The organism is Neobacillus vireti, assembly GCF_036962465.1.
GTDB lineage: Bacteria > Bacillota > Bacilli > Bacillales > Cytobacillaceae > Neobacillus > Neobacillus vireti_B.
Window position 1 is genome coordinate 1 of sequence record NZ_JBALNF010000076.1, and the last position, 14,858, is coordinate 14,858.

General features: G+C 40.7%; 15 protein-coding genes, 2 tRNA genes and 1 pseudogene. 14 read left to right on the forward strand and 4 right to left on the reverse strand.

The window, feature by feature from the left end:
- The first annotated feature begins 68 nt into the window (after positions 1-68).
- From V7077_RS25600 to tsaD, 6 genes are all read left to right on the forward strand, one after another.
- Positions 69-142 (forward strand) — tRNA-Met (locus V7077_RS25600).
- Between the two features lie 3 nt (positions 143-145).
- Positions 146-222: transfer RNA gene (locus V7077_RS25605), tRNA-Asp, on the forward strand.
- A 601-nt stretch (positions 223-823) separates the two neighbouring features.
- Positions 824-1,276: a tRNA (adenosine(37)-N6)-threonylcarbamoyltransferase complex ATPase subunit type 1 TsaE gene (tsaE, locus tag V7077_RS25610; protein ID WP_335507197.1), complete on the forward strand. Its 453-nt coding sequence runs from the start codon at positions 824-826 to the stop codon at positions 1,274-1,276.
- Complete coding sequence (tsaB, locus tag V7077_RS25615; RefSeq protein WP_335507199.1) at positions 1,277-1,984, forward strand: tRNA (adenosine(37)-N6)-threonylcarbamoyltransferase complex dimerization subunit type 1 TsaB; 708 nt, start codon at positions 1,277-1,279, stop codon at positions 1,982-1,984.
- Between the two features lie 12 nt (positions 1,985-1,996).
- Positions 1,997-2,446, forward strand: coding sequence for a ribosomal protein S18-alanine N-acetyltransferase (gene rimI, locus V7077_RS25620; protein WP_335507201.1), 450 nt, complete (start codon positions 1,997-1,999; stop codon positions 2,444-2,446).
- Positions 2,443-3,468, forward strand: coding sequence for a tRNA (adenosine(37)-N6)-threonylcarbamoyltransferase complex transferase subunit TsaD (gene tsaD / locus V7077_RS25625; RefSeq protein ID WP_335507203.1), 1,026 nt, complete (start codon positions 2,443-2,445; stop codon positions 3,466-3,468). The genes rimI and tsaD overlap by 4 nt, the downstream gene beginning before the upstream one ends.
- A gap of 271 nt (positions 3,469-3,739) precedes the next feature.
- Here the strand turns inward: tsaD and V7077_RS25630 are convergent, their stop codons facing one another.
- A complete protein-coding gene (locus V7077_RS25630) occupies positions 3,740-5,659 on the reverse strand; it encodes an ABC-F family ATP-binding cassette domain-containing protein (RefSeq protein WP_335507205.1) in 1,920 nt (639 codons plus the stop codon).
- A gap of 271 nt (positions 5,660-5,930) precedes the next feature.
- Between V7077_RS25630 and moaC the strand changes: the two genes are divergently transcribed.
- From moaC to V7077_RS25660, 6 genes are all read left to right on the forward strand, one after another.
- On the forward strand, positions 5,931-6,428 hold the full coding sequence (moaC, locus tag V7077_RS25635) for a cyclic pyranopterin monophosphate synthase MoaC (RefSeq protein ID WP_335507208.1): 498 nt from the start codon (positions 5,931-5,933) through the stop codon (positions 6,426-6,428).
- A gap of 35 nt (positions 6,429-6,463) precedes the next feature.
- A complete protein-coding gene (locus V7077_RS25640) occupies positions 6,464-7,117 on the forward strand; it encodes a redox-sensing transcriptional repressor Rex (RefSeq protein WP_335507210.1) in 654 nt (217 codons plus the stop codon).
- Between the two features lie 107 nt (positions 7,118-7,224).
- Positions 7,225-7,848: a YhbD family protein gene (locus tag V7077_RS25645; RefSeq protein ID WP_335507213.1), complete on the forward strand. Its 624-nt coding sequence runs from the start codon at positions 7,225-7,227 to the stop codon at positions 7,846-7,848.
- Positions 7,849-7,859: 11 nt separating this feature from the next.
- Complete coding sequence (locus V7077_RS25650) at positions 7,860-8,582, forward strand: polymer-forming cytoskeletal protein (RefSeq protein ID WP_335507214.1); 723 nt, start codon at positions 7,860-7,862, stop codon at positions 8,580-8,582.
- 16 nt (positions 8,583-8,598) lie between these two features.
- Positions 8,599-9,309 carry a cytoplasmic protein gene (locus tag V7077_RS25655; protein ID WP_335507216.1) on the forward strand — a complete coding sequence of 237 codons (711 nt, stop codon included), beginning with the start codon at positions 8,599-8,601 and terminating at the stop codon, positions 9,307-9,309.
- Positions 9,310-9,321: 12 nt separating this feature from the next.
- Complete coding sequence (locus V7077_RS25660) at positions 9,322-10,833, forward strand: MDR family MFS transporter (protein WP_335507218.1); 1,512 nt, start codon at positions 9,322-9,324, stop codon at positions 10,831-10,833.
- Positions 10,834-10,874: 41 nt separating this feature from the next.
- On the opposite strand, the gene V7077_RS25665 is transcribed toward V7077_RS25660, so the two are convergent.
- Positions 10,875-11,075: a YdiK family protein gene (locus tag V7077_RS25665; protein WP_335507220.1), complete on the reverse strand. Its 201-nt coding sequence runs from the start codon at positions 11,073-11,075 to the stop codon at positions 10,875-10,877.
- On the reverse strand, positions 11,072-11,794 hold the full coding sequence (locus tag V7077_RS25670) for a CPBP family intramembrane glutamic endopeptidase (protein ID WP_335507222.1): 723 nt from the start codon (positions 11,792-11,794) through the stop codon (positions 11,072-11,074). Before V7077_RS25670 ends, V7077_RS25665 begins: the two co-directional genes overlap by 4 nt.
- A gap of 376 nt (positions 11,795-12,170) precedes the next feature.
- On the opposite strand from V7077_RS25670, the gene groES reads away from it, so the two are divergent.
- Positions 12,171-12,458: a co-chaperone GroES gene (gene groES, locus V7077_RS25675; protein WP_235741922.1), complete on the forward strand. Its 288-nt coding sequence runs from the start codon at positions 12,171-12,173 to the stop codon at positions 12,456-12,458.
- A 91-nt stretch (positions 12,459-12,549) separates the two neighbouring features.
- Positions 12,550-14,181, forward strand: coding sequence for a chaperonin GroEL (gene groL / locus V7077_RS25680; protein ID WP_335507225.1), 1,632 nt, complete (start codon positions 12,550-12,552; stop codon positions 14,179-14,181).
- Positions 14,182-14,292: 111 nt separating this feature from the next.
- Here groL and V7077_RS25685 read toward each other — a convergent pair.
- Positions 14,293-14,494: pseudogene (locus V7077_RS25685) on the reverse strand (tyrosine-type recombinase/integrase); the annotation flags it as partial.
- Between the last annotated feature and the right edge of the window lie 364 nt (positions 14,495-14,858).

The following is a 14,858-nucleotide window of genomic DNA, read 5'->3' on the forward strand; positions in this document are numbered from 1 at the left end:
AGGACGTTGCCAGGCTGTTTAATATAAACAAAACATGGAGCGTGCTCCAAACTTTATATTTTTATTATCGCGGGGTGGAGCAGTCTGGTAGCTCGTCGGGCTCATAACCCGAAGGTCGTAGGTTCAAATCCTGCCCCCGCAATTTGGTCTGGTAGTTCAGTTGGTTAGAATGCCTGCCTGTCACGCAGGAGGTCGCGGGTTCGAGTCCCGTCCAGACCGCCATATTTGTTAAAACAAGTCGAAACATGGTTTTCGTCTTTTTTTTTGTCTAAAAATGCAGAGTGCGTATACTTATATGAATAGTTTTAAAAGAAGACTATTGAAATACTAAAGATAAACTACACCTTCCTTCATCTTGCTTAAACCGATCCGTTTATCTTTAATGGACAGTTTTTTCAAGTCCGATGAATTTGCCCAATAGGAGAGCCCTAATGGACATTCTATTAGGAAATGGGAAGGATTTGTCCAATAGGGTTGCATCTAATGGACAATTTACAAAGACCTTTGAAAAAAATGTCTATTAGAGAGGCTCTAATGGACATTTAACATAAAGGAATCGATGATATTGTCCAATAGAAAGGTTCTATTGAACAGTTTTTTAATATATCCTTTAAATTTGTCCATTAGAACAGTTAGTCTAAGGGTCAGGAATTAAATCGGGCTCTGTCTTACAAAGAGAACCGTCATCTTTTTTCATTGAAACCAAAGTCCTTGTATACTCCATAAGTATATTCACCCTTAGGAAGCATCCTAAGGTTTTTTTTATGCCTAAATAAGGGTAAAATGAAAATAAAGTATTGTTATGGTAAAGTTAGGTGATTGGATGAAAGAATTTGAAATAACGACATCAAATGACAGTGATACTTCGCAATTCGCGGAAAGACTCGCAAAGTATCTGCAGCCTGGAGACGTCATTGCTCTTGAGGGCGACCTTGGTGCTGGAAAAACTACGTTTACTAAAGGCTTAGCCAAGGGGTTAGAAGTAAAAAAGACAGTTAATAGTCCTACATTTACAATCATCAAAGAGTATAGAGGACGGCTTCCATTGTATCATATGGATGTATACCGAGTAGCTGATGCATACGAAGACCTAGGCTTTGATGAATACTTTGAAGGGGAAGGAGTTACCGTAGTGGAATGGGCCCATCTTATTAAAGAGCAGCTTCCAGAAGAACGGCTAACCATCTTTTTATACCATCAAGGTCCGGATCAGCGAAAAATTGTCTTAAAGCCTAAAGGACAAAGATATGAGCAATTATGTAAGGAGATATTTTAGATGACCATTTTAGCGATCGATACTTCTAATTATGTTTTAGGAGTAGCGCTGTTAGAGGATAATCAAGTGCTCGGTGAATATATTACCAACTTAAAGAAAAACCACTCTGTTCGAATAATGCCTGCAATAGAAACCTTAATGAAGGATTGTGACAGAGTACCTGCAGATTTAACGAAGATCGTGGTTGCAAAAGGGCCTGGATCCTATACAGGAGTTAGAATAGGCGTAACCGTTGCAAAAACGTTAGCCTGGACCTTAAATATACCCCTAGTAGGGATTTCCAGTCTTGAGATATTGGCTGCTGGAACAGGACGATACTTTGATGGGTACGTATCACCTATTTTTGATGCCAGAAGAGGGCAGGTATATACAGCTCTCTATCAATATCAAAACAGTAAGTTGACAGCGGTAAGGCAGGATCAGCTCGTTATGTTGGCCGACTGGGCCGGTGAACTGCAAGAAAGGGACAAACCTATTTTATTTGTCGGAAATGATTTACCGTTGCATCAGCCTAAAATCGAAGAGATCTTAGGAAAAAAAGCGATTTTTGCGAGCATAACAGAGCACAATCCTCGTCCAGCAGAGCTGGCGGGATTAGGGCAGGATAAACCAGGAGAAGATTTACATACCTTTGTTCCCAATTATATTCGCTTGGCAGAAGCCGAAGCAAAATGGCTGGAGGCAAAGGGAAAAATTCTAAATGGATAGGGTTAGAGATAAATGGTAGATTCTTATGTATTTCGTTTTATGAGGGAAGAGGATATTGACCAAGTATTAGAAGTAGAGCATGCCTCCTTTACCACACCATGGAGTCGTGAGGCATTTTTTAATGAAATACACAATAATAAATTTGCCGTTTATATTGTCCTTGAGGAAAACGAAAAAATTGTTGGGTATTGCGGGACATGGATAGTCATTGACGAGGCACATGTAACCAATATAGCGATTCGTCCGGAGTATAGAGGTAAGAAACTGGGCGAAGCTCTATTATCAAAACTAATCTCGACAACCCGAGAAATGGGAGCAAGGAGTATGACACTTGAGGTCCGTGTGACCAACCATGTCGCTCAATCCCTTTACCGGAAATTCGGTTTTCAAAACGGCGGGATTCGAAAAAATTATTATTCTGATAATCAGGAAGATGCACTAATTATGTGGGTGAACTTATGAAAAAAGATTTATGGATATTAGGAATTGAAACCAGCTGTGATGAAACCGCCGTAGCGATTATAAAAAATGGCCGGGAAATCGCAGCGAATGTGGTGGCATCGCAAATTGAGAGTCATAAAAGATTTGGCGGGGTTGTACCTGAAATTGCCTCTCGCCACCATGTTGAACAAATAACAATTGTAATAGAAGAAGCATTGCGCCAGGCGAAGCTGACGTTTTCGGAAATTGACGCTATCGCCGTTACAGAAGGCCCAGGCTTAGTGGGCGCACTATTAATTGGTGTAAATGCTGCTAAGGCCCTTGCCTTCGCTCATAACAAGCCACTGGTGCCCGTTCACCATATCGCTGGGCATATTTATGCAAACAGATTGGTAACTGAACTAAAATTCCCCTTACTGGCTCTCGTCGTTTCTGGCGGGCATACAGAGCTTGTTTATATGAAGGAGCACGGTCACTTTAAAGTGATTGGGGAAACAAGGGACGATGCAGCTGGTGAAGCGTATGATAAGGTGGCAAGAACTTTGAATATGCCTTATCCAGGCGGCCCTCATATCGATCGTCTGGCCCATGAAGGGAAACCGACAATTGATTTGCCAAGAGCATGGCTTGAGGAAGGCTCTTACGACTTTAGTTTCAGTGGGTTAAAGTCAGCGGTTATCAACACGGTTCACAATGCAGAGCAGCGCGGCGAGGTAATTGCCCCAGAAGACTTAGCGGCAAGCTTTCAAGAAAGTGTCATTGAAGTGCTTGTGAAAAAGACTGAGAGGGCTGTGGCAGAGTATCAAGTGAAACAGCTGTTAGTAGCGGGTGGCGTTGCCGCAAATAAGGGACTAAGAGCCGCCTTGGAACAAACCTTCTTGAAACATCCTGAGGTTGAATTGGTGATTCCGCCCCTTTCATTATGTACGGATAATGCAGCGATGATCGCTGCTGCCGGCAGTGTTATGTTTGAAAAAGGAATCAGGGCGGGCTTGAGCCTTAATGCCAATCCTGGCCTCGATATCGAATTATATAATGAATAGTCCTTCCGAAGCGGGAGGGCTGTTTTTTGTGATTTACTGTCGATAATTAGCATCTGTGGATAAAATATTCTGAAAAGTAAAAAACATATTCACAATTTGTGGATAGATATCAACAATCTGTTGATAATGTGGATAAAAATGGGGATAACTGTGGATAATGTGGAAAACCGCGACAAGTGTTTATATTAAGGCAATCTAAAATGTGTGTAACCTTGTGGACAACTTAATTTTTTTCAAAAAAAAAACCGGGAAAATACTCCCGGTTTCGTCATTATTCGGCAAGCGCAGCCCATTCATCCATAAACTGCTCAAGTTCTGTTTTTGCTTTTTCAGTTTGTATATTAATGTCTAGTACCTTTTCATGGTCTTGAAAAACCTCTGGGTCACATAACTGCTGTTCAAACGCTTGAATTTGCTCTTCAAGTTCCTCGATTCGCTGTTCCACTTCTTCTAATCGTCTTTTACGCTGGCGTTCAAGTTTTTTACTCTCTTTATCCTGTTGATAACTATTTTTTTCGAGTGAATCCTTTTCAGCCGTTTTCTTTGCAGCGTCCGCTAGTGCGAGTGCAGCTAGTTCTTCCTGTTCAAGTTTCTTATCAATATAATAATCATAATCTCCCAAATACTCTAAGCTGCCCTTAGGATTCAGCTCCAGCACCTTAGTTGCAATCCGGTTAATGAAATATCGATCATGTGAGACGAAAAGGATGGTACCAGGATAATCAATCAAGGCATTTTCAAGCACTTCTTTGCTGTCAAGGTCCAGGTGGTTTGTAGGTTCATCTAAAATTAGTAAATTGGCTTTTTCAAGCATGAGCTTGGCAAGTGCGAGCCGTGCTTTTTCGCCACCGCTTAAGGTGGAGACAATTTTCAACACATCGTCTCCGGAAAAGAGGAAATTGCCTAACACCGTCCGGATTTCCTTTTCACTTTTTAAAGGATAATCATCCCATAATTCATTTAACACTCGTTTATTTGAAGTTAATTCTGCTTGCTCTTGATCATAGTAGCCAATGGCAAGATTGGTCCCATAGCGGATGGTACCCGCTAATTGTGGCAGCTTCTTGATAATAGTCTTTAAAAGAGTGGATTTCCCAATTCCATTCGGGCCGACTAAGGCAATACTTTCTCCTTTATAGGCGCGAAACGAAATATCCTCCGAGACCTTTTTACCTTCATAGCCTACAGCCAAGGATTCTACCGTTAACACATCGTTGCCGCTTTGTTTTTCAATTTCAAAGGTGAAAGTGGCGGATTTCTCATCTCCAAGCGGCCGGTCCATTAACTCCATTTTTTCAAGCTTTTTACGACGGCTTTGGGCGCGTTTCGTCGTGGAGGCCCTAGCCAGATTACGTTGGATAAAATCTTGAAGATTAGCGACCTCTTGCTGCTGTTTTTCATAGAGTTTCATATCGCGTTCATAATTGGCTGCTTTTTGATCAAGGTAGCCACTGTAATTGCCGGTAAACCGTTGGATTTGTTTCCGGGATACTTCATAAACCTGGGTGACCACTTTATCTAAAAAATATCGGTCATGGGAAACAATCAAAATGGCGCCAGCATACCCCTGTAAATATTGCTCCAGCCAGGAAAGGGTATCGATGTCGAGATGGTTAGTTGGCTCGTCCAATATTAAAATATCAGGTTTTGTTAATAACAGCTTTCCTAAAGCGAGCCGGGTCTTTTGCCCTCCGCTTAAGCTTGTGATCATCAAAGAATTATTATGAAAGTTTAATCCATAAAGGACAGAGCGAATATCCGCTTCATATTGATAGCCGCCTTGTTCTTTAAATTTCACCTGAAGCTGATCATATTCTTTTAAAATACGCTCGTATTTTGCGCTGTCTTCAAATATACCAGGATCGGCCATTTGTTCTTCGAGTTGGCGAAGCGATTTTTCCATCAATCGAAGCGGTTCAAAGACGGTTAACATCTCATCCCAAATCGATAAGGTTGATTCAAGACCAGTATTTTGCGCTAAATAACCGATGGTTACATCCTTAGGTTTAATAATCTCGCCGCCATCATGGGACAGGTGTCCGGCAATAATTTTTAATAACGTTGATTTCCCAGCGCCATTTCGGCCGACAAGGGCAACCCGGTCACGGGTTTGTAATTCAAGCTTTATATTCGATAAAATAAGGTCAGCACCATAATATTTTTGCAGTTGGTTTACTTGCAGTAAAATCATTTCTATTCACCTCTATCTAAAAAAAACGAAGAATTATGTCACTCATTATAAGAAACAAGCTATATGCCATTTCATCTTAAACGTGAAAAGTTTCACTTATATAAGCAGCAAATCAGTCTCTACTATATAAATAGTGTACCGTATTACCGTAAGGTCGGCAATAAAGTGAGGATTTATGGCACTTTTTTCAAGAAAAAATGCATATTCGTTCAAAGTTTCACACACATTGTGGTAAAAATAGTGTATTATTTTTTCGTAGGGGGATTTTTTTATGGCAGAATTTACGCATTTCAATGACGAAGGCAGAGCAAAAATGGTGGATGTCAGCGACAAACCCGAGACGGCACGAACGGCTCTTGCTCATTCGAGTATTACTGTAAGCGAGGAAATCTATCAAAAAATAACGAACCATGAAATGAAAAAAGGCGATGTGTTAGCGGTCGCACAGGTAGCAGCGGTAATGGCTGCGAAAAAGACGTGGGATATTATCCCAATGTGCCATCCGATCCCACTAACAGGGGTTAATATATCCTTTTCATGGGAAAAAGGCCAAAATGAGAGCCATCAATTGCATATTGCTGCAGCCGTTAAAACAAAAGGAAATACAGGTGTTGAAATGGAAGCGCTCACAGCTGCGACAGCTTGCGCTCTAACCGTTTATGATATGTGCAAGGCAGTAGATAAAGGTATGATCATTGGACCGACATACTTAGTTGAGAAAACAGGCGGAAAAAATGGAGACTTTAAAAGAACAGGGCAAGTTAAATAATATTTATTCATTTTGGGAATGGGGTGTGGGAGATTATGAGTAATGAAACGATGAAGATACCACAGGCGACAGCAAAACGGCTGCCCCTCTATTATCGGTTTTTAAAAAATCTGCATACTTCCGGGAAACAAAGAGTTTCGTCTGCGGAACTAAGTGAAGCGGTAAAGGTAGACAGTGCAACGATTCGTCGAGATTTTTCTTACTTTGGGGCCTTAGGGAAGAAAGGATACGGCTACAATGTCAATTATCTGTTAACCTTTTTCCGTAAGACACTTGATCAAGATGAACTAACAAAGGTTGCGTTAATTGGGGTTGGTAATTTAGGAACCGCCTTTTTGAATTATAATTTTTTAAAAAACAATAATACCAAAATAGAGGTTGCTTTTGATGTCGATCCGGAAAAAATGGGAGGAAAAGTTCGGGAAGTTCCTGTTTATCCCATGGATGATCTCGAAAAGGTGCTCTTAGAGGAAAAGATATCCGTTGTCATTCTTACGGTGCCAGCTCCTGTTGCTCAAATGATTACCGACAGGCTGGCAAAAGCAGAAGTAAGAGGAATTTTGAATTTTACACCCGCACGATTAAATGTTCCTGCATCGATTAGGGTACATCATATTGACTTGGCAGTCGAACTGCAGTCATTAGTCTATTTCTTAAAACATTATCCAACCGAAGAAATAGAAGAATAATGAGCAAAAGGTGTTTCACTTACAAAAATTAGTGAAACACTTTTTTTGTCACTTTACTAGCGTAACAGTGTTATGTTACACTGTTTTTAGAAAGGGGTTAACTAACAATGAGTGACGAGTTAATTTCAAAAAAAGAATTGCTGGAGCTTGCCAGTATTTCTTATGGGCAGCTTTACCGGTGGAAGCGGAAGGACCTTATCCCCGAAGAGTGGTTTATTCGGAAATCCACCTTTACTGGACAAGAGACGTTCTTTCCAAAAGAAAAGGTTTTAGAGCGGATCCATAAAATCCAGACCATGAAGGATAATTTGTCTTTAGATGAATTGGCTGATATGTTTTCTCCGAATATTAGCGATTTAAAGCTGGAAAAGGATGAGTTAGTAACACGTAACATTGTTTCAAAGCAAGTTATGGATATTTATATGGAAATTGATAAAGGCAACCTTCAGTTTACTTTTTCAAGAATAATTGAAGTGTATGTATTGGAGAAACTTTTGCAGTCAGGTGATATCAATTTAGAGGAAGGCAAAATGCTGATTCAGGTTTTAAAGGAAAATACGCAGCTGATCAAACAGAAGAAATGTGAAGTAGTGATAACGAGAAAGCTTGGTGTATCATCCTGCCTGCTGCTGATCAATTCAGAAGGCTTTCATTTTGAACAGGGAACGAAAGTGGTCACTGTATTATCAATCATGACATGTATGGAAGAAATAAAAGCTAAATTATTATAAGGAGAATGACTATGGAAACGAATCGAAGAGGCGACCTGGTCATCAATGGACTTGGTTCATCCAATGGGGGACATTTTTCTCTGGTGACGCTGAATGGAAGTGGGACCGTAAATAGTGACCTCAATTGTGAGGAATTAGAATGTAACGGCTCCGGAACGATGAAGGGGAATGTAGCAGCCACAAAAGTAAACGTTAATGGCAATGCCCGGTTTCATGGAACTATTGAGGGCGAGAAGCTGAAAGTGGATGGGACAGCTAAAGTTGCCCAAGATCTTTTAGTGAAAAACGTAAAGGTCTCCGGAAAAGTCAATGTTGAAGGTAAGGTAAAAGCGGAACAAATCAATATCCATGGTATTTTAACAGTGGGTGAAGATTGTGAAGCGGAGAGCTTTAAAGGAAAATATCGGTTTACAATTGGCGGACTTCTAAATGCAGAGGAAATCGATGTGGAGGTTTACGGGGAATGCAGGGCAAAGGAAATAGGCGGGCAGACCATTACCATTAAACAGCATAGAGGGTCTTTTATCGGTGCTATATTTAAACCTTTTTTCAAAAACCAATTAGAAACTGATTTGATTGAAGGTGACAAAATTGTGCTCGAAAACACCGTGGCGAAGGTGGTCCGAGGTCACCAGGTGAAAATAGGTCCGAATTGTCAGATTGGTGTGGTGGAGTATACGGATGAATTTTCTCAAGATAAAAATTCGGTGGTAGGGGATATTCAGAAGGTTTAGGAGGAGGGAGAAGAAAATGGGCAAGGGTCAAAATTTAATTATTAATGGTTCAGGAAGCTACCCAGGCGGCATATATGATAAAGTCAGCATCCGAGGTGAGGGAATGATTGTAACCGACGTCGAATGTTCTGCCTTTCATGTGTATGGTACGAGTGAGGCAACTGAGAATGTGAAAACAGGTTCCGTTAAAATAATGGGCGAGGCAGAGGTGAAGGGGGATGTGACGGCGAACGATACACTTGTGATGGGAACGCTGATGGCCGGCCGGAATGCCAGATTGAAAAAGATGAAGGTGTTTGGGATGCTCGAAGTTGGTGAAAAGTTAAGCGGAGATGTGGCTACCATAAAAGGAAGTATCTCTGTTAAGGGAGATGTGGAATTTGAGACGTTCGATTCGAGCGGTGGTTTTGATATCAAAGGATTACTAACAGCAGACAAGGTTAAGATTGCGCTGCGATTCGGGCAAAGCAGGGCAGAGGAAATTGGAGGCAGCAGAATTGTCGTAAAACGGAAGAAAAACTCGATCCTTCCGTTTGGGAGAGAGGAAGGGACTCTTTCGGCCAAAGTAATTGAGGGTGATGATATTTACTTAGAAAATACAACTGCTGAAGTGGTTCGCGGTAATACGGTTAAAATTGGCCCCGGCTGTCAAATCGGCCTTGTTGAATATACAACGGAATTGAAAAGCGATTCATCGTCAACAATCAAATCTAAGACAAAAGTGTAAAGGGGTAATCGAATGACTGCAAAGGAAAGTAAGTTGGGACTGGTCGTTGCAGGGTTGTTACTGGGAATCCTGATGGCTTCCATGGATAATACGATTGTTGTGACCGCAATGGGAACCATTGTTGGCGACCTTGGCGGGCTGGAAAGCTTTGTCTGGGTGGTTTCGGCCTATATGGTAGCAGAGATGGCCGGGATGCCAATCTTCGGGAAATTATCCGATATGTATGGGCGTAAACGATTCTTCATCTTTGGATTAATACTATTTATGATTGGTTCTGCATTGTGCGGTACAGCGGAAACCATTACACAGCTAAGCATTTACCGGGCGATTCAGGGAATAGGCGGAGGAGCCTTAGTACCAATCGCCTTTACGATCATGTTTGATTTGTTTCCTCCTGAAAGACGCGGGAAAATGGGCGGATTGTTTGGAGCTGTTTTTGGATTATCCAGTATCTTTGGTCCGTTATTAGGGGCCTATATTACGGACCATATCAGTTGGCATTGGATTTTCTATATCAATTTACCACTTGGAATCTTATCCTTGTTGTTTGTTTCGATTGCCTACAAAGAATCGCCGATTCATCAGAAACAGAGAATAGATTGGTGGGGGGCTATTACTTTAATTGGGTCCGTTGTTTGTTTAATGTTTGCTCTAGAACTTGGCGGGCAGAAATATGATTGGGATTCTAGTATTATTTTGAGCTTATTTGCGGGCTTCGCCGTTCTTTTTTTACTCTTTTTATATATTGAAACAAAGGCAAAGGACCCGATCATTTCGTTTACAATGTTTAAGAACCGTCTATTTGCCGGAAGTACACTTGTCAGCTTATTTTATGGGGCGGCGTTTATGTCAGCCACTGTGTACATTCCCATCTTTGTGCAAGGGGTATACGGCGGAACAGCGACCAATTCAGGGCTCATTTTATTGCCAATGATGCTTGGATCAGTGGTAACAGCCCAAACAGGTGGATTTTTGACGAGCAAGATGAGTTACCGTAACATTATGTTTTTATCTGGCCTCATTTTGATAATCGGATTTTTGCTGTTAAGCAGTATCTCGCCGGATACAACCAGGGCTCTGCTGACGGTTTATATGATTGTCATCGGTTTAGGCGTTGGTTTTTCGTTCTCTGTTTTAAGCATGGCGGCGATTCATCCATTTGGTATGGAGCAGCGGGGTTCAGCTACTTCAACCAGTAACTTTATTCGGTCGCTCGGGATGACCGTCGGAATTACCATATTTGGAACTATTCAAAGAAGCAATTTAAACGAGGGACTGAAAGATACCTTTTCGGGAATGGGGCCGGTGAAAGGGCAATCGTTTGGAGATTCACGTTCACTCTTATCGGAAGAAGCAAGAAGTCACATACCTCCACAAATCCTGGACAAAATAACAGATGCCCTATCAATCTCCATCGTCCACACCTTTACATGGGCACTAGTCCCGGCAGGAATCGCATTCCTCTTTATCTTTACCCTCGGCAAAGACCGTCTCAGAATAAAAACGCAAGTACCATCGAAATAATAGAAAAGGTGACAGGCACCATGGGTGCCTGTCACCTTTTCTTACTTCTTCACCTTATTTTTATACTTTATATGAAAAAGAATCATTTTGACGCCGGAGCCAAAGTCGAAGGTGGCTAGCAGCACAAGCAGGTAGCCGAAGAATCCCCAGCCGTTTGTTTGGACATGGTCGATGGCAAAATAGGTAAACAGCGTACCGAGAAAGAGGTAGATAAAACCGGAAAACAAGGGTGAACGTCTCATAGAAAGCCTCCGATAAAGTTTTGAATCGCTTCCGCCTCTCGTCTTAGTCGTTCAATATCATCTTTATAAACAGATTGAACCAAAACAACCATTGTATTCATTGAAACATGAGCAAAGATCGGAACAATAATACGGTTTGTTTTGACATAGAGAAATGCAAACGTAAAGCCCATCGCCGCGTAAAGTAAAATATGGACAGGCTCCATGTGGGCTAAGGCGAAGATAACGGAACTAATTAATGCTGAGATGAAAAAATTATATCGTTTATATAGTGCACCAAAAATAATTTTGCGAAAAACGATTTCTTCCAGAATAGGACCAATAATGCTTGTGACAAGGATTGCCAGCGGCAGGGTTTCAATAATTTTCAGGATATCCTGTGTATTCTCTGACCCCATTTTAATCCCTAAAAGGCTTTCGATTATAGCTGCAACATACTGAGCAAACAAAGCTAAAAATACCCCTAACACTGCCCACATTGCTGAATATCCAAACGAAGTCCCTTTCTTATCCAAACTACGTGTATTCATTTCCTTCCGTAAAATAAGGAGAATAATGCTCAAGGCGATTGAAAAACTAGCAATCAGATAAACAGGAACAGCAAGTCTTTGACTGATATCAAAATGTTTAAAGCCAAAGATTAAAATGGGAAGCCCCACTAGACTTGAAAACTGCATAGCTATATAAACAATAATGACCCACCAATATTCCTTTTTCAAATGACAATCTCCTTTATGTATAGTTATAGGATGCAACGAGTAACGAACGATTATGAATTGGTCCTATATAAGCACTAATATTTATTTTACTCTTAAAGCAGTGATGGTTTCAATTTAGATGTATTGTTTCATCTAAATTGAAGGAATCTGGCTGTGGAAACTCTAAATAGTTCATTTCTTTTTAAAAAGGAGGTATAGATTGCCTACTTTTTCACATACTTTATAAGGTTGCAGAAAAGGAAATTTCTTTGTAAAAATTTATTCATCATACTTGCAAAAGATTTTAAGATTGATTATTATAATAATTGTGTTAGCACTCATTAGAGGAGAGTGCTAATAAAGACAAAACTACATATTATTTGAGGAGGTTGTTTGAATGTTAAGACCATTAGGTGATCGTATTATTATTGAGCTTGTTGAGTCAGAAGAAAAAACTGCAAGCGGAATCGTATTACCGGATTCAGCGAAAGAAAAGCCTCAGGAAGGAAAAGTTGTTGCCGTTGGTACTGGCCGTGTCCTTGAAAGCGGTGAGCGTGTAGCACTTGATGTTGCTGTAGGTGATCGTATTATCTTCTCAAAATACGCTGGTACTGAAGTGAAATACCAGGGTGTTGAATACTTAATTTTACGTGAAAACGATATCCTTGCTGTAGTAGGCGAGTAAATAAAAGCATTTAAGACTGACACATATATGTCAGTTATGGAACCTTTAAAGAAATAGATTCAGAGTAAAAATACGAGGAGGTTTTTTTACAATGGCTAAAGAAATTATGTTTAGTGAAGATGCACGCCGCGCAATGCTTCGTGGTGTTGATGCTCTAGCAAATGCAGTAAAAGTTACGCTTGGACCTAAAGGACGCAACGTGGTTCTTGAGAAAAAATTCGGTTCTCCATTAATCACTAATGACGGTGTAACCATCGCAAAAGAAATCGAATTAGAAGATGCATTCGAAAACATGGGTGCTAAATTGGTTGCTGAAGTAGCTAGCAAAACAAACGATGTTGCTGGTGACGGTACGACAACTGCAACGGTTCTTGCTCAAGCGATGATTCGTGAAGGTTTAAAGAACGTTACAGCTGGTGCGAACCCAATGGGTATCCGCAAAGGGATTGAAAAAGCAGTTGCTACAGCTGTTGAAGAATTAAAAGCGATCTCTAAACCTATCGAAAGCAAAGCTTCTATCGCACAAGTTGCGGCGATCTCTGCTGCTGACGAAGAAGTAGGTCAATTGATTGCAGAAGCAATGGAACGTGTTGGTAACGACGGCGTTATCACCATCGAAGAATCTAAAGGCTTCACAACTGAGTTAGATGTAGTTGAAGGTATGCAATTTGACCGTGGTTATGTATCTGCCTACATGGTTACAAACACTGACAAAATGGAAGCTGTTTTAGATAACCCATATATCTTAATCACAGACAAAAAGATTTCTAGCATTCAAGAAATCCTTCCAGTCCTTGAGCAAGTAGTACAACAAGGCAAGCCATTATTACTTGTTGCTGAAGATATCGAAGGTGAAGCACTATCTACATTAGTAGTAAACAAACTTCGCGGAACATTCAATGCGGTTGCTGTTAAAGCTCCAGGCTTTGGTGATCGTCGTAAAGCGATGCTTGAAGATATCGCTGCATTAACTGGCGGTGAAGTAATCACTGAAGAGCTTGGCCGTGACCTTAAGTCTGCAACGATTTCTTCTTTAGGCCGTGCCGCTAAAGTTGTTGTAACAAAAGAAAATACAACAATTGTTGAAGGTGCTGGTGCAACAGAAGAGATTCAAGCTCGTGTAAACCAAATCCGTACTCAATTAGAAGAAACTACTTCTGAATTTGACCGTGAAAAATTACAAGAACGCTTAGCTAAATTAGCTGGCGGTGTAGCAGTTATCAAAGTCGGTGCAGCTACTGAAACTGAATTAAAAGAGCGCAAACTTCGTATCGAAGACGCATTGAACTCAACTCGTGCAGCAGTTGAAGAAGGTATCGTATCCGGTGGTGGTGTAGCCCTTCTTAACGTGTACAGCCGTGTTGCTGAGCTTCAAGAAGAAGGCGATATCGCAACAGGTATCAACATTGTTCTACGTGCAATGGAAGAGCCAGTTCGCACAATCGCACACAATGCTGGACTTGAAGGATCTGTTATCGTTGACCGCTTAAAGCGTGAAGAAGTTGGAACAGGCTTCAACGCAGCTAACGGCGAGTGGGTAAACATGATCGAAGCTGGTATCGTTGACCCAACTAAGGTTACTCGTTCAGCTCTTCAAAACGCAGCTTCTGTTGCAGCTATGTTCTTAACAACTGAAGCTGTTGTGGCTGACAAGCCAGAACCAGCTGGTGCTGCTGGAATGCCTGACATGGGCGGCATGGGTGGAATGGGCGGCATGATGTAATTAGGGTTTTAAAACCTCGTTACATCAACGTCTAAAATGATAATATGCTTTTCTTATCATCGGATTTGTCCTTGTTTTATAAAATACGGCAACCTATGATATAAAAGCTAACTATAGGAGAAGGTCTTTCATCAGTTTGCTAAACTGTTGGGAGGCCTTTTCTTCCATATTGGCGGTCATATGAGCATAGATATTCATTGTAGTATTAATATCTGTATGTCCGATTCATTCTTGTATTTCCTTTGATGCTAACTCCAGCTTCAATCAATAATGAAGTGTGGGTATGTCTAAATGAGTGTGGAGTAATGTTCTTGTACAATCCGAAAATAATGCATAACTTTTAAGGATGAAATCGAATTGGTTCCATCCTCTTTATTGTTAATTTTTGTACTCAATGAAGACTTATAAAATTAAGTTAGATGTTTTTTTATTACTCCTATAGCACCCATGTAAAGGGAAGGGGATGATCAAAATTATGTAATTGGAATAGCCTTTGTCATTTAAGAAGAAAGTGGTATCTGCTTGATATTCCTCTACCAAAGTTATGAACTGTTGAAGCCTTCTTATCCCAGCTTGCGCTCTTGGAACAGTTAGTAGTTTGTTGCCATAAATTTCATTTAATTCCTTTCCACATCTTTATGAACGAAAGCTCCTTTTAATTGATCTTTTTGAAAATT

Excerpts from the sequence above, each read along its gene's own strand:
- tsaE (WP_335507197.1), top strand. The coding sequence starts at position 824 with ATGAAAGAATTTGAAATAACGACATCAAATGACAGTGATACTTCGCAA.
- tsaB (WP_335507199.1), top strand. The coding sequence starts at position 1,277 with ATGACCATTTTAGCGATCGATACTTCTAATTATGTTTTAGGAGTAGCG.
- rimI (WP_335507201.1), top strand. The coding sequence starts at position 1,997 with ATGGTAGATTCTTATGTATTTCGTTTTATGAGGGAAGAGGATATTGAC.
- tsaD (WP_335507203.1), top strand. The coding sequence starts at position 2,443 with ATGAAAAAAGATTTATGGATATTAGGAATTGAAACCAGCTGTGATGAA.
- V7077_RS25630 (WP_335507205.1), bottom strand. The coding sequence starts at position 5,659 with ATGATTTTACTGCAAGTAAACCAACTGCAAAAATATTATGGTGCTGAC.
- moaC (WP_335507208.1), top strand. The coding sequence starts at position 5,931 with ATGGCAGAATTTACGCATTTCAATGACGAAGGCAGAGCAAAAATGGTG.
- V7077_RS25640 (WP_335507210.1), top strand. The coding sequence starts at position 6,464 with ATGAGTAATGAAACGATGAAGATACCACAGGCGACAGCAAAACGGCTG.
- V7077_RS25645 (WP_335507213.1), top strand. The coding sequence starts at position 7,225 with ATGAGTGACGAGTTAATTTCAAAAAAAGAATTGCTGGAGCTTGCCAGT.
- V7077_RS25650 (WP_335507214.1), top strand. The coding sequence starts at position 7,860 with ATGGAAACGAATCGAAGAGGCGACCTGGTCATCAATGGACTTGGTTCA.
- V7077_RS25655 (WP_335507216.1), top strand. The coding sequence starts at position 8,599 with ATGGGCAAGGGTCAAAATTTAATTATTAATGGTTCAGGAAGCTACCCA.
- V7077_RS25660 (WP_335507218.1), top strand. The coding sequence starts at position 9,322 with ATGACTGCAAAGGAAAGTAAGTTGGGACTGGTCGTTGCAGGGTTGTTA.
- V7077_RS25665 (WP_335507220.1), bottom strand. The coding sequence starts at position 11,075 with ATGAGACGTTCACCCTTGTTTTCCGGTTTTATCTACCTCTTTCTCGGT.
- groES (WP_235741922.1), top strand. The coding sequence starts at position 12,171 with ATGTTAAGACCATTAGGTGATCGTATTATTATTGAGCTTGTTGAGTCA.
- groL (WP_335507225.1), top strand. The coding sequence starts at position 12,550 with ATGGCTAAAGAAATTATGTTTAGTGAAGATGCACGCCGCGCAATGCTT.